The sequence below is a fragment of the Cryobacterium sp. PH31-AA6 genome (assembly GCF_030063195.1).
Taxonomy (GTDB): Bacteria; Actinomycetota; Actinomycetes; order Actinomycetales; family Microbacteriaceae; genus Cryobacterium.
This window is the reverse complement of sequence record NZ_JASISS010000027.1, coordinates 1-20,845: the sequence shown is the minus strand read 5'-3', so window position 1 is coordinate 20,845 and position 20,845 is coordinate 1. Positions and strand designations below refer to the sequence as shown.

The window sequence follows — 20,845 nt, the reverse complement described above, 5'->3', positions numbered from 1 at the left end:
GCTAGCCTCCGGATCCGCCGGAGGTCGCGGCGACCGGGGCAGGAGCAGGAGCAGGAGCAGGAGCCGGAGCAGGAGCCGGAGCCGGAGCCGGAGCCGGAGCCGGAGCCGGAGCCGGAGCGGGCGCGGCTGCCGCCGCCGGGGCCGCGGGGGCCGGGGCAGGAGCCGCCGAAGCCGCGGCCGCGGCTTCGGCGGGGGCCTGATCCTGGACGGGCGCGGGGACAGGGGCTGCCGCATCCGGTGGGGCCGGTGCGGTCGGGGCAGCGGTCGCGGTCGCGGGTGTCGCCGAGGGATCCGGGGTGGCCGACGGGTCAACCGCACCGGCCGTGCTCGTGGGGTCGGGCGCGGGCGCCGCTCTGCGGGCGGCGGCCTCTTCGGCGTGGGCCGAGAGCTGGAAGCCGGTCACCATTCCGACCAGGGCGAGGGCGGAGAAGGCACCGGTCACGGCCTTCGCACCGCGGGCGGGGTGCCGGCGCTTAGTCGTCCTTTTCATGCGTCTCTCCGGGCTCGGGCGTCTCTGTTTCGTGCGGTTCGCTGCCTTCGACGTGGGGGGTGGCGGTGCGAACGGGGGCCACGGCCGGGGCGACCGGAACGGGGGCCGGGCGAGCGGCGTCGTCGCTCCCGGATTCGGTTCCCGTCGACCCGGTGGAGGGCTGCGCGCTGGGCTCGCCCGCGTCGCCCTCGTCGCCGGGAGCGACGGCATCGGCCGGAAGGGGAATCTCGGTCGCCGACGCGTCGGGCTTGGCCGTATCGGTCGAGTCGTCGGTGGGCGTGAGAAGCAACGACTCAGAGGTCTTCCCGACCGGGGACTGAACTGCCGATGAGAGCGCGTCCGAGTTGACGGCCATGGCGGTGAGGCCCGTGCCGAACACACCGATGATGGACAGGATGGTGAGTGCCTGGGATTTCATGTTTCCACGCTAAGAAGTCGCGAGCAAAGATAGGGCCCTCGAACATCCAAGACTTGTCAAAGATTGACAGGATTCGCACGCGTTCGTGGGCGGAGTTCGAGCCCGCGGCGGCACAATGGTGTCATGCGAGTTCTCGTGGTCGAAGACGACGGCCCGGTGGCGTCCGGGATAATCGACGGCCTGTCGATGGCGGCGTTCGAGTCCCTTCACGTCGAGACCGGCCACGCTGCCCTCACCGCGATGGCGACGTTCGAGCCTGACCTCGTGCTGCTCGACCTCGGGCTGCCCGATATGGACGGCAGCGAGGTGTGCCGGAGCATCCGGGCATCGTCGCAGACCCCCATCATCGTGGTGAGCGCGCGCGACGATGAGATCGACCGGGTGGTCGCTCTCGAAATGGGCGCCGACGACTACGTGGTGAAGCCGTTCGGGATGCGCGAACTGGTCGCGCGCATCCGTGCGGTCTCGAGGCGCACCGTCGCCCATGCCGGTGTGCCGGGTGCGGGCGAAGTCGGGGCAGATGGCGTCTCGGCCGAGGACGCAGGCACGACTGAACGAGTGCTGGGTTCCCTGATCATCGACACGCGTTCCCAGCGGGTGTCGCTCGCGGGCACGGTGATCTACTTCACCCCGACCGAATTCGACCTGCTCGTCTACCTCTCGGGCGATGCCGGCGCCGTTCACCGGCGCGCGGACATCCTGCACGATGTGTGGGAGACGACCTGGCACGGCACGACGAAGACCCTGGACGCTCACGTGGCGGCCATCCGCAAGAAGCTCGGCAACCCCGGTTGGATCGAATCGGTGCGGGGGGTGGGCTTCCGGTTCGGCACGCCCGAATGAGGTGGCGGTTCATGGCGGCGCTGATGGGGATCGCCCTGCTCGTGCTGCTCGTGCAGGACATTCCGCTCAGCGGCTACCTGCGGCAGGTCGAGACCGACCGGCTGGTGACGTCGCTCGAGCGGGACGCGTTCGTGCTCGCCGGACGGAGCGAGGAAACCCTGGAAACGACGGTGCCGCCCGACGCGACGGCAGCGAAGGACATGGCCAGCGAGGCTGCGGCCCTCACCGCGGCGGCGCGCCGCTACCGAGACTCCGGCGGGGCACGCGTGGTCATCGTGAACACCGACGGCATCGCCATCGTCACCAGCGACGATGACCAGTCGATTGTCGGCGACTCGTATCTCTCCCGGCCCGAGATCGCGGGCGCCTTGGGCGGACAGATCACCTCAGGTCACCGATACTCGGACACCCTGCAGATCGATCTGCTCTATGTGACCGTGCCGGTCGTCAACGGTCAGAAGGTCATCGGTGCCGTGCGCCTGACCTTTCCCGAACAGGTCGTGGCGGATGCCGTCGCCCGGCAGATCGGTGTGCTCGGTGTGGTTGCGCTGACGACTGTGGTGCTGGCCGGCATCGTCGGGTTCATTTTTTCGGCGAGGGTCACCCGCCGGCTGAAGCGCCTGCAACAAGCCACCGAGCGACTGGCCGACGGGGACCTCGATGCCCGCGCGGACGAACTGTCCGGGGCGCCAGAGATCCGCTCGCTGTCCGTGTCGTTCAACCGGATGGCCACGCGTCTGGAAGCCCTGATCGAACAGCAGCGCAGATTCGCCGCCGATGCCTCGCACCAGCTGCGAACGCCACTCACCGCCCTGCGTCTGCGGCTCGAAGGCGCCCGGGAACTGCTCGAGGAGTCCGCAGCGTCCGGGGGCACCGGCAACGGCACCGTGCGCGGCACCGGTTCGGTTTCGACCGGCGCGGCGATTGAACGGCTCGCGGCCGCCGAAGCGGAGGCTGACCGGCTCGGCTCCATCATTGAGGGAATCCTGATGCTCAGCCGCTCGGAGTCCCGGGCCGCGCCCGTCGTCAAATTCGACGTGGCACGGGTGGCGCGGGAGCGGGTGGAGCATTGGCAGCCGCTCGCCCAGGAATTGGGATTGGGCATCCGCTACGAAGGTCCGGAACGCGCGCGGGTGACCGCGATCGCCACTGCCCCGGAGCAGATCATCGACAATTTCGTGGACAACGCGCTGTCGGTGAGCACGAGCACCGACGGGGTCGGGAATGACATCGTCGTGCGGGTCGCCGCGGCCGGGGCGGCCTGGCGGGTCGCTGTGCTCGACCGCGGGCCGGGTCTCTCCGACGAGGACTGCGCCCGGGCGTTCGACCGGTTCTGGCGGGCTGACTCCGACGCTCTGGGCAACGGGCTCGGCCTCGCGATCGTAGCCCAGTTGGCGAGAGCGAGCCGGGCTACGGTGCGGCTGGAGCGACGCCCGGGGGGCGGGCTCGAGGCATCCGTCACCTTTGCGGCCAGGCCGTAGGGGCGCTCTCGGGCGGCGGGGGGTCTCGACAGGCTCGACCACCGCGACGGTTAATGACGAATGGCCCCCTGCCGAAGCAGGGGGCCATCCGTGGTTGCTAGCGAACGCTAGTTGTAGGTACCGGGCGTGAAGTCATCCGACGAGAAGCTGTCGAAGTCGACGAAGCTCAGGTCACCCTCGGTGAACGCGGCATCATCGGTGAAGATGCGGTTCGGGTAACGCTCGGCCTTGGCTTCATCCGTTGCCTCGACGGTGACGTCGCGGTAGCGGGGAAGGCCGGTGCCGGCCGGGATCAACTTACCGATGATCACGTTCTCCTTGAGGCCCATCAGCGGGTCGCTCTTGCCTTCCATGGCCGCCTGGGTCAGAACCCGGGTGGTCTCCTGGAAGGAAGCGGCCGACAGCCACGACTCGGTAGCCAGCGAAGCCTTGGTGATACCCATGACTTCCTGACGAGCCGAAGCCGTCTTCTTGCCCTCGGTGAGCGCGGTGCGGTTCAGCTCGTTGTACTTGAGCCGGTCGACCAGCTCGCCGGGGAGCAGGCCGGTGTCGCCGTGCTCGACGACGGTGACCTTGCGAAGCATCTGGCGAACGATGACCTCGATGTGCTTGTCGTGAATCGGCACACCCTGAGAACGGTAGACATCCTGCACTCCACCGACGATGTGCTTCTGCACGGCGCGAACACCCTTGACGCGAAGAACTTCCTTCGGGTCGACGGCGCCGATGATGATCTGCGTGCCGAGCTCGACGTGCTGGCCATCCTCCACCAGGAGGGTGGAGCGCTTGAGAACCGGGTAGGCAATCGGCTCATCGCCGTTGTCGGGGGTCAGGATGACCTTCCGGCTGCGGTCGGTGTCCTCGATCGTGATGCGGCCCGCGGTGTCGACGATGGGCGACGCACCCTTGGGGGTACGCGCTTCGAAGAGCTCCTGGACGCGCGGCAGACCCTGGGTGATGTCGTCGGCGGATGCCGAACCACCGGTGTGGAAGGTACGCATGGTCAGCTGCGTGCCGGGCTCACCGATCGACTGCGCGGCGATGATGCCGACGGCCTCTCCGATGTCCACGAGCAGGCCGGTCGCGAGCGAACGGCCGTAGCAGACCGCACACACACCGACGGCGGACTCACAGGTGAGGACCGAGCGAACCTTGATGGTCTCGACGCCGGCCTCGACCAGCTTCTCGATCAGCACGTCGCCCACGTCGTCACCGGCATCGGCGACGACCTCGCCCTTGGCGTTGACCGCGGGTGCGGCCAGGCTGCGGGCGTAGACCGCGTTCTCCACGTTGGGGTGGCGAACGAGCTCTCCGAGCGGGTTGATCTCAGCGATCGGCAGCTCGAGTCCCTTGGTCGTTCCACAGTCGTCTTCACGGATGATGACATCCTGTGAGACGTCCACGAGACGACGGGTGAGGTAACCCGAGTCGGCGGTACGGAGCGCGGTGTCGGCGAGACCCTTACGAGCACCGTGAGTAGCAATGAAGTACTCGGCGACGGACAGGCCTTCGCGGTAGCTCGAGATGATCGGGCGAGGGATGATCTCACCCTTCGGGTTGTTCACCAGGCCTCGCATGCCGGCGATGTTTCGCACCTGCAGCCAGTTACCACGAGCACCGGATGTGACCATCCGGTTGATGGTGTTGTCGGTCGGGAAGTTCTCCTGCATTGCCTTGGCAACGTCTTCGGTTGCCTTGGTCCAGATCTGGATGAGCTCCTGGCGACGCTCGAGGTCGGTGGTGAGACCCTTCTCGAACTGCGACTGAACCTTTGCGGCCTGCTTCTCGTAGCCGGCAACGATCTGCGGCTTGTTCGGCGGGGTCAGGATGTCGCTGAGAGCCACGGTCACACCGGAGCGGGTTGCCCAGTAGAAACCGGCATCCTTCACGCGGTCGAGCGTTGCGGCCACTTCCACCTTGGGGTACCGCTCGGCGAGGTCGTTGACGATCGCCGAGAGGGTGCCCTTGTCGGCGACCTTCTCGAAGTACGCGTAGTCGACCGGCATGGCCTCGTTGAAGATGGCCCGGCCGAGTGACGTGGTCACCAGAACGGTTCCGACGGCCTGGCCGTTGACGAGTTCGACGCCTTCAGGCTGCGTGCCCTCTTCGAAGTACTTGTCGGTCAGGCGGATGCGCACCTTGGCGTTCAGGTCGAGCGACTTCTGGTCGAAAGCAAGGATCGCTTCCGCAACAGAGGAGAACGCGCGGCCCTCGCCGATGACGCCTTCCTTGAGCGTGGTCAGGTGGTGCAGACCGATGATCATGTCCTGTGTGGGCAGGGTCACCGGGCGACCGTCGGACGGCTTCAGGATGTTGTTCGAGGCGAGCATCAGGATGCGCGCTTCGGCCTGGGCCTCCATCGACAGCGGCAGGTGCACAGCCATCTGGTCACCGTCGAAGTCGGCGTTGAACGCGGCGCAGACGAGGGGGTGAAGCTGGATGGCCTTACCCTCGACGAGCTGAGGTTCGAACGCCTGGATGCCGAGACGGTGAAGCGTCGGCGCACGGTTGAGCAGCACGGGGCGCTCGCGGATGATCTCCTCGAGCACGTCCCAAACCTGCGGACGGCTGCGTTCGACCATGCGCTTGGCGGCCTTGATGTTCTGAGCGTGGCTCAGGTCGATCAGGCGCTTGATCACGAACGGCTTGAACAGCTCGAGTGCCATCTGCTTGGGCAGACCACACTGGTGCAGCTTGAGCTGCGGGCCGACGACGATGACCGAACGGCCGGAGTAGTCGACGCGCTTGCCGAGCAGGTTCTGACGGAAACGACCCTGCTTGCCCTTGAGCATGTCGCTCAGGGACTTGAGGGCGCGGTTGCCGGTACCCGTGACGGGGCGGCCACGACGACCGTTGTCGAAGAGCGCGTCAACGGCTTCCTGCAGCATCCGCTTCTCGTTGTTCACGATGATCTCGGGGGCACCGAGGTCAAGCAGACGACGCAGGCGGTTGTTGCGGTTGATCACACGACGGTAGAGGTCGTTGAGGTCGGAGGTCGCGAAGCGGCCACCGTCGAGCTGCACCATCGGGCGCAGTTCGGGCGGGATCACCGGGACGACGTCGAGCACCATCGCGGCCGGCGAGTTGCCGGTCATGATGAACGCGTTGACCACGCGGAGACGCTTGATGGCGCGGATCTTCTTCTGGCCCTTGCCCTCGGCGATCTGCAGGTGCAGATTTTCGCTCTCGGTGACCAGGTCGAAGGCCAGCAGGCGCTTCTTGATGGCTTCGGCGCCCATGTAGGCCTCGAAGTACATGCCGAAGCGGTCCTGCAGCTCGTGGAAGACCGAGTCCTCAGGCTTGAGGTCGCCGACCTTGAGGGTGCGGAAGTCTTCCCACACGCGCTCGAGGTGAGCGATCTGCTCGTCGAGAGACTTGCGGACCTGGCTCATCTCCTTTTCGGCGGCGTCCTTGGTGCGCTTCTTCTGGTCGCTCTTGGCGCCCTCGGCCTCAAGTGCTGCGAGGTCGGTTTCGAGGCGCTGCAGACGGTCCGCGATCCGGGAATCGCGCTGGCCTTCGATGGTCTTGATTTCGAGGCGAAGCTCGTTCTCAAGGCCGGGCATGTCCTGGTGACGGCCGTCTTCGTCGACCGTGATGACCATGTATGCCGCGAAGTAGATGACCTTTTCGAGGTCCTTCGGGGCCATGTCCAGCAGGTAGCCGAGACGGGACGGGACACCCTTGAAGTACCAGATGTGGGTGACCGGGGCGGCGAGTTCGATGTGGCCCATGCGCTCACGGCGCACCGACGACTTCGTGACCTCTACGCCACAACGCTCACAGACGATGCCTTTGAAGCGCACTCGCTTGTACTTGCCACAGGAGCATTCCCAGTCCCTGGACGGGCCGAAGATCTGCTCGCCGAACAGGCCGTCCTTTTCGGGCTTGAGCGTGCGGTAGTTGATGGTCTCGGGCTTCTTGACCTCACCGTGAGACCAGCGACGGATGTCGTCGGCGGTCGCAAGGCCAATGCGAAGCTCGTCAAACGTGGTTACGTCGAGCAATTTCTCTCCTTGGACAGTATTCGAAGTATTCGTCATCGTCCGGCCCTAGATGTCGTCGATCGAGGACGACTCAAACCGAGTCGAAATGTTGATGCCGAGTTCCTCCGCAGCACGGAACACCTCGTCATCCGTGTCGCGCAGGCTGACGGCGGTTCCGTCGGACGACAGCACCTCGACGTTCAGGCACAGCGACTGCATTTCCTTGATCAGAACCTTGAAGCTCTCAGGGATGCCGGGCTCCTGGATGTTCTCGCCCTTGACAATGGCCTCGTACACCTTCACGCGGCCGAGGATGTCGTCCGACTTGATGGTGAGGAGTTCCTGCAGGGCGTAAGCGGCTCCGTATGCTTCGAGCGCCCACACCTCCATCTCACCGAAACGCTGTCCACCGAACTGCGCCTTACCACCCAGCGGCTGCTGGGTGATCATGGAGTAGGGGCCGGTGGAACGGGCGTGGATCTTGTCATCGACAAGGTGGTGGAGCTTCAGGATGTACATGTAGCCCACGGAGACCGGGTTCGGGAACGGCTCACCGGAGCGGCCGTCGAACAGCTGGGTCTTGCCGGAGCGGCCGATCAGGCGGTCGCCATCGCGGGTCGGGGTCGTCGAGTCCAGAAGGCCCTCGATCTCGACCTCGAACGCGCCGTCGAACACCGGGGTCGCGACCTTGGTGTTCGGGGCGGCGTGGTGCGCCTGCTCGGGCAGGTTGGCCGCCCACTTGGGCTTGCCTTCCACGTCCCAGCCCTGTTTGGCGATCCAACCCAGGTGGGTCTCGAGCACCTGGCCGAAGTTCATTCGACCGGGGATGCCGAGCGGGTTGAGGATGATGTCGACCGGGGTTCCGTCGGCGAGGAACGGCATGTCCTCGATCGGGAGGATCCGGGAGATGACACCCTTGTTGCCGTGACGGCCGGCGAGCTTGTCACCCTCGGTGATCTTGCGCTTCTGGGCGATGAAGACGGCAACGCGCTGGTTGACGCCCGAGCCGAGCTCGTCGTCGCCATCCTGCGAGTCGAAGACCTTGACGCCGATGATCGTGCCGCGCTCACCGTGGGGAACCTTGAGGCTCGTGTCGCGAACTTCGCGGCTCTTCTCGTTGAAGATCGCGCGGAGCAGACGCTCTTCGGCGGACAGCTCGGTCTCGCCCTTGGGCGTGACCTTGCCGACGAGGATGTCGCCGGGGCGAACCTCGGCACCGATCCGGATGATGCCGCGCTCGTCCAGGTCTGCGAGCAGATCCGGGGAGACGTTGGGCAGGTCGCGGGTGATCTCTTCCTTGCCGAGCTTGGTGTCGCGGGCGTCGACCTCGTATTCCTCGATGTGAATCGAGGAGAGGGTGTCGTCCTTGACCAGGTTCTGGCTGAGGATGATCGCGTCCTCGAAGTTGTAGCCCTCCCACGGCATGAACGCGACGAGCAGGTTCTTGCCGAGAGCGAGCTCTCCGTTTTCGGTGGCGGGGCCGTCGGCGATGACTTCGCCAACTTCGATCCGCTCGCCGGCCTGAACGATGACGCGGTGGTTGTAGCTCGTGCCCTGGTTGGAGCGCGCGAACTTGCGCAGGTAGTAGTCCTGCGTTCCACCCTCGTCGAGCTGGATGGTGACGACGTCAGCCGAAACCTCCATCACGACGCCGGCCTTGTCCGCGGTGAGCACGTCACCGGCGTCAATGGCCGCGAAGACCTCCATGCCGGTTCCGACGAGCGGGCTCTCGCTCATCAGGAGCGGGACGGCCTGACGCTGCATGTTGGCACCCATCAGGGCGCGGTTCGCATCGTCGTGCTCGAGGAACGGGATGAGCGAGGTGGCGACGGACACCATCTGGCGCGGCGAGACATCCATGTAGCCGATGTCTTCTGCGGGGAAGAGGTCAACCTCTCCACCCTTCTTGCGGGCGAGCACGCGGGCCTCGGCGAAGTGCCAGTCCTTGGTGAGCGGCGCGTTGGCCTGGGCGACGATGAACTCGTCTTCCTCACTTGCGGTGAGGTAGTCGATCTGGTCGTTCATGACCTTGCCGTTGACAACGCGACGGTACGGGGTCTCGATGAAACCGAAGGCGTTGATCCGCGCGAACGAGGCGAGCGAACCGATCAGGCCGATGTTCGGGCCTTCCGGGGTTTCAATCGGGCACATGCGGCCGTAGTGCGAGGGGTGAACGTCTCGCACCTCGACGCCGGCGCGGTCACGGGAGAGACCACCCGGGCCCAGCGCGGACAGGCGACGCTTGTGCGTGAGGCCTGCGAGCGGGTTGTTCTGGTCCATGAACTGCGAGAGCTGCGAGGTACCGAAGAACTCCTTGATCGCGGCGACGACGGGGCGCACGTTGATCAGGGTCTGCGGGGTGATCGCTTCGATGTCCTGCGTGGTCATGCGCTCGCGAACGACGCGTTCCATGCGGGACAGGCCGGTGCGCACCTGGTTCTGGATGAGCTCGCCGACGGCGCGGATACGACGGTTACCGAAGTGGTCGATGTCGTCGATGTCGATGCGGATGTCGGTGGGCTTGCCGTCGCGGACGCCGGCGATCGTGGTCTGGTTGTCGTGGAGCGCAACCAGGTACTTGATCGTGGCCAGGATGTCCTGCAGGGTGAGCACGGAATCGCTGAGCGGGGCTTCGAGGCCGAGCTTGCGGTTGATCTTGTAACGACCAACCTTGGCCAGGTCGTAGCGCTTGGAGTTGAAGAAGAAGTTGTCCAGGAGCGCACGCGCGGCCTCGGCGGCAACCTGCTCGCCGGGACGGAGCTTGCGGTAGATGTCCTTGAGGGCTTCTTCCTTGGTGAGGATGTTGTCCTTCTCAAGGGTGAGCTCGATCGACGCGAAGCCCTTGAATTCTTCAAGGATCTCTTCGCTGGTCAGTCCGAGCGCCTTGAGGAAGACGGTCACGGACTGCTTGCGCTTGCGGTCGATGCGAACGCCGACCTGGTCGCGCTTGTCGATCTCGAATTCGAGCCAGGCCCCACGGCTCGGGATGACGCGAGCGGAGTAGATGTCCTTGTCGGAGGTCTTCTCCTGCTGGCGGTCGAAGTAGACACCCGGGGAGCGCACGAGCTGCGAGACGACGACACGCTCGGTGCCGTTGATCACGAAGGTGCCCTTGGGGGTCATCAGCGGGAAGTCGCCCATGAATACGGTCTGGGTCTTGATCTCACCGGTGAGGTGGTTCATGAACTCAGCGTTCACGTACAGCGGTGCGGAGTAGGTCTTGCCCTTTTCCTTGCACTCGTCGATCGTGTACTTCTCGGGCTCGAGCTCCGGGTTGGTGAACGACAGTTGCATCGTTTCGCCAAGGTCCTCGATCGGGGAGATCTCCTCGAAGATCTCGTCGAGGCCGGTGCGAGTCGCCAGGTCTTCACGACCGGCCGCCTGGCCTTCGGCCACACGCGCTTTCCATTTGTCGTTGCCTACGAGCCAATCGAAGCTCTCGGTCTGCAAGGCAAGCAGATCCGGAACAGTCAGATTGTCGCTGATCTTTGCGAACGAAAGACGGCCAGCGGCACGTCCGTTCTTGGGTGAGTTGGTGGTTGCGTTGCGCGCAGCAGCCAAGGAAATAACCTCCGTGGACCCCGTCAGGTCTAGTCACTGTTAGTAATGAATACCGAGTACGAACTCCACAGACCCTCTGTATATCTGAACCCGCTGATATAACTGAACCGAGGTATGCCTCAAGGTGGCTTGAGCACGCAAAGCCGACCGCAATATGAAGGCAGAGATTTGTCTGGGAGCGCAAAGATCAAGCATAGGCGCTTTCCCACGCCGTGTCTAGCTCAATCTTGACCTTCCCGGAATTCTCAGGTATAACCCATTTTCGCCGTCACCGCGAGAGTGCACTTTTCGCCCCCATGGACTCCGCGAAGGGGCCAAAACTGCACTTTCGCGGTCGGGATGGGGCTGGGGTTGGGCGCAGACTGGGGGGATGAGCAGGGTTGAAGCGCAGCATCCGTCGGTCACGTTGAAACTCAGCGGGCACCTGGCCGTGATCGAGCCCGACCGGTTCACCCCCGGCAGTTTCAACCTGATCGTGGACGGCACACCCCAGTCGCACGTCAACGTCGACCACCCCGACGAGCTGTTCTTCGAGTACGTGCAGCGGATCGGCCACGTGATCGATCTGATCGGCGAGGTCGGCGAGCCGATCACTGCGGTCCATCTCGGCGCCGGCGCCCTGACGCTCCCCCGCTACGTCGAGGCGACCCGCCCCGGTTCCCGCCAGCAGGTCGTCGAGTTGGAGAGCGATCTGATCGACTTCGTGCGCGCCGAGCTGCCGTGGGACAAGCGCGCCCAGCTGCGCGTGCGTCACGGCGACGCCCGGGAGGTGCTCGGCAAACTGCCCGCCGGCCTGCAGGGATCCGTCGATCTGGTGGTGGTGGACATCTTCTCCGGGGCGCGCACCCCGGCGCACGTGACCAGCCGCGAATTCTATGAGCTCGTTGCGCCGCTGCTCAGCCCCCGCGGCGTCGTGGTGGTCAACGTCGCCGACGGGCCCGGCCTCGCCTTTGCCCGCAACCAGGCCGCGACGCTCTCCGCGGTCTTCGACCACGTGCTCGGGCTGGCGGAGACGCAGGTGCTCAAGGGGCGCAGGTTCGGCAACATCGTCTTCGTCGCCGCGCACACCCCGATCGATCTGAGCTGGGTCTCGCGCCTGCTCGCCGGTGGGCCGCATCCGTCCAAGGTGGTCGACGGCGCAGACCTGCAGCAATTCATGGCCAGCGCCGTCGTGACCACGGATGCGACGGCCACCCCGTCGCCGCTGCCGGGCCGCACGGTCTTCCAGATCGGCAACTGAGCCGGACCGAGATTCCACAATCCTTGTGGATAGCTCAGCTTTCCTGTTGATAACCCGATCACCGGGCCTCCCTGCGGGCCCGCCCAGGTGACGCGCGCGGCCTGCGTGGCCCACTCAGGAAATCCGGGACCGAGTCCTCTCCGGAGCGCCGGAACGACGCGGGCGCCGCGCGGCGACATCCGGGATCTCCTGAGTTTGCCACTGGGAACGCCGGTGGGGCCGGGCTCGAACCCCGGGCGGTGCGGGCCGGGGCGGCGGGCAAAACACCCCGACATGGGGGCGGCGGGCATCGTTGCCGGGCTATTCTGGACCAGACCCGTTTTCACCCGCGGCACGCCCCGGCCGCCCTCGTTTCAGGACTACACCCTGCCCATCATCATTGGCTACGACGCCGTCACCCTGCGTGAAAAAGTCGATCTCCGTGCCGCCGGACTCCGCCTCGACGAACTCGGCGAGCTTCGCAGTCTCTCCGCCCTCAACGAGAAGATCGCCCTGCTCCGACTGACCGGCCGCCTCGACGAGGCCTGGGACACCGCCAACACCGCGTTGCGCCAGGCGCGGTTCACGGGGTCGCGGGAAGAACTCGCGGCCAGTCGCATCCGTCGCGCCCAGGTGCAGCAGTTCCAGGGCAAGCTCGACGAGGCTGCCGCGGAACTCACCCACTGCGTGCTGGAGTCGGAAACCCACGAGTGGGCGGGCGTCGCCGCGTTCGCCAGAGAGAACCGGGGCAAGGTCTACTTCGAGCAGGGCGATCTCGAGGCCGCGCTGGCCGATTTCACGGCCGCCGTGTTCCTGCGCGAGAAGGCGGGAGCATCCTCGGAGCACCTGGAGAGCGCGCTGATCGCCGTTGCCGTGGTCGAGTCGTTCATCGCCGAGCAGCGCCAAACCCCCTAGCCTCGGCCCGCCACCCGGCCTCCCGGCTCCCGGCCTCCCCGTGCGTAACTCCTGCAATTTCGTCCGCTGCCGAAACCGCAGCCGCGGAATCACGCGGAACCGCGGTGACCGGCGCAGAATCTGCAGGAGTTACGCCCGTAGGGCATCCGGGGCATGCTGGATCCACCGCGGGTGAGCGACCGCCCCCGCGAGGGAGACCACGAGGTGAGAGAACGGATGAACGGCACGCGGGGCAACCGGGGCGGAAGACGGGTCGGCGAGACGGCTATCGGCCGGGGCGGAAGGCGGGACGGCCAGACGGCCGTCAGCCGGGTCGGGAGGCGGGTGGCGGTGCTGCTGCTGGCCGCGGTGCTGGCGGGATGCTCGGCGAGCGCGCCGCGTGCGTCCCTCGCGACGGAGACCCCGGCCCTACCCCGGCCGACACCCTCCGCGAGCCTGCCGCCGAGCGTGCTGCTGCCCGTGCATCCGGTGGGTGACCCCGTGGTGATCGCCACGGGCCTCGACGTGCCGTGGTCGATCCTGCGCCTGCCCGGCGGCACATTGATCAGCGAACGCGATACCGCGCTGGTGCGCGAGTTGCTGCCCGACGGCAGCCTGCGCGACGCCGCCGCGATCGCCGGCGTGCGGCCGGGAGGCGAGGGCGGCCTGCTCGGCCTGGCATTCCTGGCCAGCGCCGACGCCGCCGCCGCCGGCGGAACGGGCTGGGTCTACGCCTACTTCACGGCCGCCGAGGACAACCAGATCGTGCGGATGCCCCTCACCGGCACCCCGGGCAACTACGGCCTGGGCGCACCGGAGCCGGTGCTCTCCGGCATCCCCAAGGCCGGCAACCACGACGGCGGCCGACTCGGCTTCGGCCCGGACGGGATGCTCTATGCCACGGCCGGCGACGCGGGGCTCCCGGGCAATGCGCAGGACCTCGGCTCGCTCGGCGGCAAGATCCTGAGGATGACGCCGACGGGCACGGTGCCGGCCGGCAACCCGTTCGGCACTCTGGTGTACTCCTTCGGTCACCGCAACCCCCAGGGCATCGCCTGGGATTCGCGTGGCCGACTCTGGGCGAGCGAGTTCGGCCAGAACACCTGGGACGAGCTCAATCTGATCGTGCCGGGCGGAAACTACGGCTGGCCGATCGTGGAGGGCACGGCGGGAAACCCCGCCTTCCGCGACCCGGAGCAGCAGTGGCGCACGAGCGAGGCGAGTCCGAGCGGCCTGGCGATTGTCAACGACACCCTGTTCATGGCCTCGCTGCGCGGCGCACGCCTCTGGCGCATCGACCCCTCCACCGGGGAGACGAGCGACTGGTTTGTCAACAGCTTCGGCCGTCTCCGCGACGTGGTGTCGGGCCCGGATGGCACACTGTGGTTTGTGAGCAACAACACGGATGGCCGCGGAGACCCCGCTCCGGGCGACGACAAGCTGTACCAGGTGCGGGTGGCCCCCTGATGGCGGACCTCGACCGGGTGCGGCGCTGGGCCGACGCCCTGATCGTGCTGCACCTCGACCCGAGCTGGACCTTCGCGTTCGACAACGCCAAGAAGCGCGCCGGCCTGTGCAACTACACGGTGCGCCGGATCACGGTGTCGCGGTACCTGGCCGCGCGCTACGAGGACGACGAGGTGCACCAGATCCTGCTGCACGAGGTCGCGCACGCGCTCGCCGGTCCGCGCGCCGGGCACGGGCCGAAGTGGAAGGCGATCGCCGACAGTCTCGGCTACGACGGCAAACGCACCCACGACGGTGAGATCGCGGACGAGTTGGCACCGTGGGTGGGCGTCTGCCCGGCCGGCCACACCCACTTCCGTTACCGGAAGCCGACCCGCGCGTTCGCGTGCGGGTTGTGCGGCCGCGGCTTCAACCGGGCGCACCTGATCGAATGGACGCGCCGGGAGATCACCGCGGCCGCACGCCGCCGCGCGGCCGCGGCTGCGGCACCGGCACCGGCACCGGCCCCGGCCCCGGCCCCGGCCCCGGCCCCGGCTGGACGCTAGGTGACGGTGACGTCTCGGGCGAAGGCCACGTAGTTGCTGTAGTCCTGTCCCACCCGGTCGAAGGATGCCCGGGGCGGGGCGGGGTAGCTGAACGCGCGGTCCTCGATCAGGGAGTCGCCGTCCGTCACGCTGAAATACTGGCACTCGCCCTTCCAGGAGCAGGTGTACTGGGTGGGGCTCTTCACCAACAGGTCGGAGTTGACCGCCGCCGGCGGGAAATACCAGTTGCCCTCGATCTTGACGAGGTCCTCCTGCGGCGCTTCGGCGATGACGGTGCCATTGAGTACTGCCTTCATGGGAGCTTCTCCTTGAGTCGGATGCCGGTGCCACGCGGCGACCGGTTTACGGCCGGGGAACGGCCGTACTCCGCCCAACGTCAGGCCGGAAAGGTGAATTCCCGCAGCAGCACAATCCCAGCCGGTTCACGGTCGGCGGCCGTGGGGCCGGCACCGTGCACACCCTGCGCCGCCACGGCGGCCGTCACCTCCGCCTGGCGCCCGTCGGCGACGAGGGCCAGGGCCGTCTCGGAGGCAGTGACCAGATGCCGGGTCGCCTGCCGCAGACCGGTGAAACTCGCCGCCGCCGAGGCCGCTTCCGGCGAAACATGGTCGATCCCCAGACTCGCCAGAGCGTCGATGACCGCTCCCGCCACGAGGAAGTCCTCGACCGCGAACCGGGCGGTGCCGTCGTTGCGTCGCTCCCCCACCGCGATGACGGCGACGGCGAACCGGTCGCCCTTCTCGGTCTGCCGGGCGAGCACCCAATCGGCCACGCGCGCCACCGTGCCGAGATCGACCGCGATCACCCGATGCGCCGCCAGCGGCGTGGAGATGCCCTGCGCGTAGCCCGTTGGCGGAAGCGCGTCGGCGAGGATGACCACGTCGGCCTGCCCGGCGAGGGCCTGGAATCCGACGAGGCCGACGTCGAAGCGGACCTGGTACTTCTGCTGGGGCTCGGCGGCATTCACCCGACCAGAATATCGGTCCGAGCACGGATGCCGGGGAAAATTCAGCGCGCGTCGAACCGGGCCAGCGCGTCGGCATCCGTCGCCAGCGTCATGGCGCGGCGTGCGCCGTCCAGCGCCGCGACCGGGTCTGCCTCGGCCAGGGCGAGGGTGAGCCGGCGCTCGGATTCGGCCAGACGGGTGCGCGCGTCCGCGCCGACGCGTCCGCGGTGCGCGGTGATGAAGTCACGGGTGACGGTGAGCTGACTCCGCACGGCCAGGAGTGCACCGGAGAGGGCTCCGCGGGCGTTGTCGAGGCGGAGCTGGCGGTTCCGGGCCTCTGAGCGGATCACGTCCAGGCCGTCCATGACCTCCCGGAGCCGGGCGAGGTCGGCGGCCGGGTCGCTGAGCCGCGCCGAACTGCGCAGCTCGCCCAGCGCCGAATCGGCCTCGGCGATGACCCGGTTGAGCTCGCCGCGCGCGTCGGGCTCCTCGTGGGCGTCGCGCAACGCGCGCGCCTCCGCCAGTTCGGCGTCGGCGGCGTCGAACGCGCGGGCCAGGCCAGCGAAACCGAGGTGCAGCCGGTCTTCCCCGGTCTCGATCGCGTCGAGCAACTGGCCGGCCCGGAAGAGTCCGTGCTCGGCCGCCTGAAGCTGGTCGCCCACCGGCAGCGCCGCGTCGAGCGCGAGCTGGGCCGCTGCGGCAGCCGTGGCGGCGCGGGCCTCGTTCAGCGCGGCCTGGGCCCGACCCGCATTCTCGGCGATCACGGCGAGCGCGGACGCCGAGTAGGTGCGCGAAAGCCTGGCGAGGCTGGCGGCTCCCGCAGCCACCCGGTCGCCGACCCGGTCGACGCGGCGCTGGAGCTTCTCGAGCACCAGGGGCGCATCCCGCTCGAGGCTCCGGCGCGACGAAAAATCGCGGTTCTGCGCCTGGAGCCGGGTGGTGGCTTCGTCGGCGAGCTGGGCGATCTGCTCGGTCCAGCGGCGGCGTTCCGTCTCGCTGTCGGGGATGCCGTCGTCCAGCTTCTGCTGCAGTGCGAACGCTTCCCTCAGCTGCCGGGTGGACAGGGCGAGCGCGGCGGCGAAGTCGCGGGTGGCGGCTTCGCCGAATTGGGCGAGCGCGAAGGCGAGCTCGTCGGTGTTGGCCTCGATCAGGTCGTCGGCGCGGACCAGGGCGATCGCGGCGGCGCGGGATCGCTCGGCGGCGGCCGCCGCCACTGTGAGGTCGTGGGCCCTCGCCCGGCGCCGGGACAGTCCGACCAGCAACGCCACGACGACGCAGACCACCCCGAGAACTATGGCCGAGGGCACCCACCAGAGTTCGCCTGTCATATGGGCGAGTCTAGCCAACGTCGCGCCGAGGCTACCGTAGCGAAACAGCCGATCCTGCGCCTATTCGTCACGCGAGGATCGGATCGGGGCGACCGGACACGACCGACTAGATACGCCGCATCTGGCGTCGGATCAGGTCGTAATCGTGCCGGGAGATCTCGATCAGCCCTCGGCGGAGCTGGTAGCCCCAGTTGGGATCGTCGCGGGTGAATTCGAGCACGGTCAACAGCGGGCGGATCGACGCGGCAACGGCATCCGTGTCGTAGTCGACCGGGTGCCGCCACGGCCGGTAGCCACCGGACCGGGGCTGGTCGGCCTGCCCTGGCGCGCCCTCGGCGATCCAACCGATCGCGGTGAATTCGCGCAGGGTCTCCCCCTCGGTGTCGGTCTTCGGCGAGTAATAGACCACGCCATCGGATTCCCGCATGTCTTCGAGCGCGCCGCGCGACCCGTGGTTCGCCTGCGCGAGCCCCATCGAGACCCCGCGGAGCACCTGCTCACGCGGCGCCACGCCCAGCCAGTATCGAATTGCCACCCTCACAGTTGTACCGCATGCCACAGACTAGGGGGATGCGTGTTCTGCTGAAAGAGATCCTTGACTGTTCACCGGATGCCGCCTGGCGCGCCCTGCGCAGCCCGGCCGTCTTCCGCGAGGTGAGCTCCCCCGTGGTGAACGCGGCGTCGCTCGAGGCCGGCGGGTTCCCCACCGTCTGGGAGCCCGGCGATCATCCGGTCAGCCTGACCGCGCTCGGCCTGGTGCCGATGGGCGAACAGGTGATCCGGCTCACCATGGCGACAAAGCGCACGGACGGGGTGCGCATTCTCCGCGACACCGGCCGTGGGGTCTCCGGCGCGCTGGCCTCGCTCACCCTCTGGGACCACCGGATGGCGGTCTCCCCCGATCCGGCCGGAACGGGAAAGACCCTCTACCGCGACCAGCTCATCTTCCGCACCGGCGCGCTGACCCTGGCCAGCTGGCCCGTCTTCTGGGCGCTCTGGCAGTGGCGGATGCGCCGGCTCAAGCAGCTGGCGCCCGGCTGGCGACTCGACCTCGGGGTCGACCTGCCCGCGGATGCCGCCGCCGACCCCGCGGAGGCCGCCGCCGACCCCGCCGACGCTTCGGCCGACCCCGCCGAGGCCACCGAATGAGCAGCTCCCTCGGCGCCCTGCAGGTGGCCGACTGGCGCCGCCGCGTGTTCGGCCTGTATGGCGGCGTGCGCCAGCTCAGCGCGCAGGACCCCGCGGCCGGCCACGAACTGTGGCGCAGTGGCCGCGACGACCTGTTCGCGGGGCATCCGGCCTCGCCGCTGATGCCCGACGATCGGGCCGCATTCACCGGGCTTCCCATCGCCGCCTACGACCCAGACTGGCGGTTCGAGGCGGAGGTGCACCGGGCCGAGCAGCCCCATCGCATCCGGGTGGACACGGGCACGGATGGCACGGTGCCGTTCGACCTCGTCGGCACGGTGCGCCTGCCCTACCTCGGCTCGATCGACCTGTGGCGTCTCGCCAGCTACGGCGGCGGGCTCTTCCTCCCCGTGAAGGACGGCCTCGCCGGGCGACCGGGCGGAACCTACGGTGGCGGGCGCTACCTGCTCGACACCATCAAGGGCGCCGACCTCGGGCCCGGAGCCGACGACGACACCCTCGTGCTCGACTTCAACTTCGCCTACAACCCCTCCTGCGCCTACGACCCGATGTGGGCCTGCCCGCTGCCCCAGGCCGGCAACATCGTCGCCGCCGAGGTGCCCGTCGGGGAGCTGTACCCGGCCGTCAACGCCGGCTGAGCGGTCGCATTCAGGCTGCAGCTTGACAGCATCCGCTAGAGTAGGACCTTGCGAACGCGTAGTTGCGTTTGCTGCGTCGTAGAACGCCCTCTTCTTTCTTTCTCCGGCAGCCCTCTTACTGGGCCGGCCGGATTTTGCAAATGAAACTTTCTTACGGCGAACGGATGTGCCCATCGGCACCTTCGCCATGTGAATCCTCCTGGTTCCGGCCACCGCCAATGCGGAAAGTCGGTCCATGTGTGGAATCTGATGCCCGAAAGGCACCACTTTGTCTGAATCTTCCTTTGGCACGCTCGGCGTGCCGGCTCCCCTCGTCGCCGTTCTCACGGCGCAGGGAATCGACAGCCCCTTCCCCATCCAGGTTGACACCCTGCCCGACACCCTGAACGGCCGCGACGTGCTCGGCCGCGGCAAGACCGGCTCGGGCAAGACCCTCGCCTTCGCCCTGCCGATGGTTGCCCGCCTCGGCGGCAAGCTGTCCGGCGGCAAGCGCCGCCCGGGCCGCCCGCTCGGCCTGATCCTCGCGCCGACCCGCGAGCTCGCCACCCAGATCACCAACGCGCTCACCCCGCTGGCCGAGGCCTACGGCCTCAACACGACGACCATCTTCGGTGGCGTGTCGCAGGGCCGTCAGGTTTCCGCCCTCAAGGCGGGCGTCGACATCGTTGTGGCCTGCCCCGGCCGCCTCGAGGACCTGATGAAGCAGGGCTTCGTGAGCCTCGACGCCGTCGAGATCACCGTGCTCGACGAAGCCGACCACATGGCCGACCTGGGCTTCCTGCCCGTCGTCACCCGCATCCTCGACAAGACGCCCAACAGCGGCCAGCGTCTGCTGTTCTCCGCCACGCTCGACAACGGCGTGGACAAGATCGTGCGCCGCTTCCTGCACAACGAGGTCCTGCACTCCGTCGACGAGGCCACCAGCCACGTCTCCGCGATGACCCACCACGTTTTCGAGGTCGACGGCGTCGAATCCAAGAAGGCCCTGATCGAGAAGCTCGCCTCGGGCACCGGCCGCCGCATCCTCTTCATGCGCACCAAGCACCACGCCAAGAAGCTGGCCAAGGCGCTGACCGAGGCAGGCATCCCCGCCGTCGACCTGCACGGCAACCTCTCCCAGGTGGCCCGTGACCGCAACCTCGCCGCGTTCAGCGCCGGCGACGTGAGCGTGCTGGTCGCCACGGATGTCGCCGCCCGCGGCGTGCACGTCGACGACATCGAACTCGTCATCCACGTTGACCCGCCGGCCGAGCACAAGGCATACCTGCACCGCTCGGGCCGTACCGCCCGCGCCGGCAGCGCCGGTGACGTCGTCACGCTCGTTCTCCCGGAGCAGCGCCGCGACACCGACGCGCTGCTGCGCAAGGCCGCCATCAAGGTGACCCCGCAGCGTGTGAACGCCGAATCCCCCGCCGTCATCGCGCTCGTCGGTGACGTCGCCGAGTACGTCAAGCCGCTTCCGCGCACCGAGCAGCCGCAGCGCCAGTCGCAGGGCGGCCGCTCGCAGGGGGGTCGCTCGCAGGGCGCCAACGCCCAGCGCAAGCGCGAGGAACGCGACAGCGGCGGCCGTGGTGGCCGTGACGGTGGCCGCGGAGGCCGCAGTGGCGACTCCGTTGCCGCAGGCAGCGGTGCCCGCCAGGACCGCGCCGGCCGCCCCGCGGCATCCGGTCGCAGCCACTCCCCGCAGGGGAACGGCGGAGCGGCTCGTTCGGGCCAGGGTTCAGGGCGCTCCGGCGGCCTGCAGGTCGGCGGGCTCGTCCGTGGCGGCGGCTCCACCGGCGGCGCACGCCGCTCGGCTCCCCGCCGCGCCCAGGGCTAACCACCCCGCGCACGGTCCACCCGCTCCAGCTCACTGAAACGGGCCGGCCTCCCCCGAGGCCGGC

The 20,845-nt window shown here is 67.9% G+C and carries 17 protein-coding genes; 9 read left to right on the top strand and 8 right to left on the bottom strand.

Features of this window, described 5'->3' with window-relative positions; translation table 11 throughout:
• Window position 1 precedes the first annotated feature (1 nt).
• Together QMG61_RS14760 and QMG61_RS14755 are read right to left on the bottom strand one after the other, a co-directional pair.
• The gene (locus tag QMG61_RS14760) at window positions 2–490 is read right to left on the bottom strand and encodes a hypothetical protein (protein WP_283495093.1); all 489 of its coding nucleotides are present in this window, start codon (window positions 488–490) and stop codon (window positions 2–4) included.
• Window positions 474–908, bottom strand: a complete 435-nt coding sequence (locus QMG61_RS14755) for a hypothetical protein (RefSeq protein ID WP_283495092.1) — start codon at window positions 906–908, stop codon at window positions 474–476. The genes QMG61_RS14760 and QMG61_RS14755 overlap by 17 nt, the downstream gene beginning before the upstream one ends.
• Window positions 909–1,031: 123 nt before the next feature.
• Here QMG61_RS14755 and QMG61_RS14750 point away from each other — a divergent pair, with 123 nt between their 5' ends.
• Window positions 1,032–1,751 (top strand): response regulator transcription factor, encoded by a 720-nt coding sequence (locus QMG61_RS14750; RefSeq protein ID WP_283495091.1) that lies wholly within the window; start codon window positions 1,032–1,034, stop codon window positions 1,749–1,751.
• Between the two features lie 11 nt (window positions 1,752–1,762).
• A complete protein-coding gene (locus QMG61_RS14745) occupies window positions 1,763–3,232 on the top strand; it encodes a sensor histidine kinase (protein WP_283495090.1) in 1,470 nt (489 codons plus the stop codon).
• Between the two features lie 107 nt (window positions 3,233–3,339).
• On the opposite strand, the gene QMG61_RS14740 is transcribed toward QMG61_RS14745, so the two are convergent.
• Window positions 3,340–7,236, bottom strand: a complete 3,897-nt coding sequence (locus QMG61_RS14740; protein WP_283495089.1) for a DNA-directed RNA polymerase subunit beta' — start codon at window positions 7,234–7,236, stop codon at window positions 3,340–3,342.
• Between the two features lie 45 nt (window positions 7,237–7,281).
• Window positions 7,282–10,776 carry a DNA-directed RNA polymerase subunit beta gene (gene rpoB, locus QMG61_RS14735; protein WP_283495088.1) on the bottom strand — a complete coding sequence of 1,165 codons (3,495 nt, stop codon included), beginning with the start codon at window positions 10,774–10,776 and terminating at the stop codon, window positions 7,282–7,284.
• Window positions 10,777–11,146: 370 nt separating this feature from the next.
• Between rpoB and QMG61_RS14730 the strand changes: the two genes are divergently transcribed.
• The 4 genes from QMG61_RS14730 (at window position 11,147) to QMG61_RS14715 (ending at window position 14,901) form a co-directional block, all read left to right on the top strand.
• Entirely contained in the window at window positions 11,147–12,016 is an 870-nt protein-coding gene (locus tag QMG61_RS14730) for a spermidine synthase (protein WP_283495087.1), read from the top strand.
• 273 nt (window positions 12,017–12,289) lie between these two features.
• Window positions 12,290–12,910 (top strand): YfgM family protein, encoded by a 621-nt coding sequence (locus QMG61_RS14725; protein ID WP_283495086.1) that lies wholly within the window; start codon window positions 12,290–12,292, stop codon window positions 12,908–12,910.
• A gap of 216 nt (window positions 12,911–13,126) precedes the next feature.
• A complete protein-coding gene (locus QMG61_RS14720) occupies window positions 13,127–14,356 on the top strand; it encodes a PQQ-dependent sugar dehydrogenase (protein ID WP_283495085.1) in 1,230 nt (409 codons plus the stop codon).
• A complete protein-coding gene (locus tag QMG61_RS14715; protein ID WP_283495084.1) occupies window positions 14,356–14,901 on the top strand; it encodes a SprT-like domain-containing protein in 546 nt (181 codons plus the stop codon). The genes QMG61_RS14720 and QMG61_RS14715 overlap by 1 nt, the downstream gene beginning before the upstream one ends.
• Here QMG61_RS14715 and QMG61_RS14710 read toward each other — a convergent pair.
• The 4 genes from QMG61_RS14710 to QMG61_RS14695 all read right to left on the bottom strand — a co-directional run bounded on the left by QMG61_RS14710 (window position 14,898) and on the right by QMG61_RS14695 (window position 17,710).
• Complete coding sequence (locus tag QMG61_RS14710) at window positions 14,898–15,197, bottom strand: DUF427 domain-containing protein (protein WP_283495083.1); 300 nt, start codon at window positions 15,195–15,197, stop codon at window positions 14,898–14,900. The two genes, QMG61_RS14715 and QMG61_RS14710, sit on opposite strands and share 4 nt — an antisense overlap.
• A gap of 80 nt (window positions 15,198–15,277) precedes the next feature.
• Window positions 15,278–15,868 (bottom strand): hypothetical protein, encoded by a 591-nt coding sequence (locus tag QMG61_RS14705; protein WP_283495082.1) that lies wholly within the window; start codon window positions 15,866–15,868, stop codon window positions 15,278–15,280.
• A gap of 41 nt (window positions 15,869–15,909) precedes the next feature.
• On the bottom strand, window positions 15,910–17,175 hold the full coding sequence (locus tag QMG61_RS14700; protein WP_283495081.1) for a hypothetical protein: 1,266 nt from the start codon (window positions 17,173–17,175) through the stop codon (window positions 15,910–15,912).
• 106 nt (window positions 17,176–17,281) lie between these two features.
• The gene (locus tag QMG61_RS14695) at window positions 17,282–17,710 is read right to left on the bottom strand and encodes an EVE domain-containing protein (RefSeq protein ID WP_283495080.1); all 429 of its coding nucleotides are present in this window, start codon (window positions 17,708–17,710) and stop codon (window positions 17,282–17,284) included.
• A 35-nt stretch (window positions 17,711–17,745) separates the two neighbouring features.
• Between QMG61_RS14695 and QMG61_RS14690 the strand changes: the two genes are divergently transcribed.
• The 3 genes from QMG61_RS14690 to QMG61_RS14680 all read left to right on the top strand — a co-directional run bounded on the left by QMG61_RS14690 (window position 17,746) and on the right by QMG61_RS14680 (window position 20,781).
• On the top strand, window positions 17,746–18,324 hold the full coding sequence (locus QMG61_RS14690; RefSeq protein WP_283495079.1) for a hypothetical protein: 579 nt from the start codon (window positions 17,746–17,748) through the stop codon (window positions 18,322–18,324).
• A complete protein-coding gene (locus QMG61_RS14685) occupies window positions 18,321–18,962 on the top strand; it encodes a DUF1684 domain-containing protein (protein ID WP_283495078.1) in 642 nt (213 codons plus the stop codon). Before QMG61_RS14690 ends, QMG61_RS14685 begins: the two co-directional genes overlap by 4 nt.
• Before the next feature lie 268 nt (window positions 18,963–19,230).
• A complete protein-coding gene (locus QMG61_RS14680) occupies window positions 19,231–20,781 on the top strand; it encodes a DEAD/DEAH box helicase (protein WP_283495077.1) in 1,551 nt (516 codons plus the stop codon).
• Window positions 20,782–20,845: the final 64 nt, after the last annotated feature.

Coding starts and splice junctions, on each gene's coding strand:
- QMG61_RS14760 (WP_283495093.1), bottom strand. CDS start 490: ATGAAAAGGACGACTAAGCGCCGGCACCCCGCCCGCGGTGCGAAGGCC.
- QMG61_RS14755 (WP_283495092.1), bottom strand. CDS start 908: ATGAAATCCCAGGCACTCACCATCCTGTCCATCATCGGTGTGTTCGGC.
- QMG61_RS14750 (WP_283495091.1), top strand. CDS start 1,032: ATGCGAGTTCTCGTGGTCGAAGACGACGGCCCGGTGGCGTCCGGGATA.
- QMG61_RS14745 (WP_283495090.1), top strand. CDS start 1,763: ATGGCGGCGCTGATGGGGATCGCCCTGCTCGTGCTGCTCGTGCAGGAC.
- QMG61_RS14730 (WP_283495087.1), top strand. CDS start 11,147: ATGAGCAGGGTTGAAGCGCAGCATCCGTCGGTCACGTTGAAACTCAGC.
- QMG61_RS14725 (WP_283495086.1), top strand. CDS start 12,290: ATGGGGGCGGCGGGCATCGTTGCCGGGCTATTCTGGACCAGACCCGTT.
- QMG61_RS14720 (WP_283495085.1), top strand. CDS start 13,127: ATGAACGGCACGCGGGGCAACCGGGGCGGAAGACGGGTCGGCGAGACG.
- QMG61_RS14715 (WP_283495084.1), top strand. CDS start 14,356: ATGGCGGACCTCGACCGGGTGCGGCGCTGGGCCGACGCCCTGATCGTG.
- QMG61_RS14710 (WP_283495083.1), bottom strand. CDS start 15,197: ATGAAGGCAGTACTCAATGGCACCGTCATCGCCGAAGCGCCGCAGGAG.
- QMG61_RS14700 (WP_283495081.1), bottom strand. CDS start 17,175: ATGACAGGCGAACTCTGGTGGGTGCCCTCGGCCATAGTTCTCGGGGTG.
- QMG61_RS14690 (WP_283495079.1), top strand. CDS start 17,746: ATGCGTGTTCTGCTGAAAGAGATCCTTGACTGTTCACCGGATGCCGCC.
- QMG61_RS14685 (WP_283495078.1), top strand. CDS start 18,321: ATGAGCAGCTCCCTCGGCGCCCTGCAGGTGGCCGACTGGCGCCGCCGC.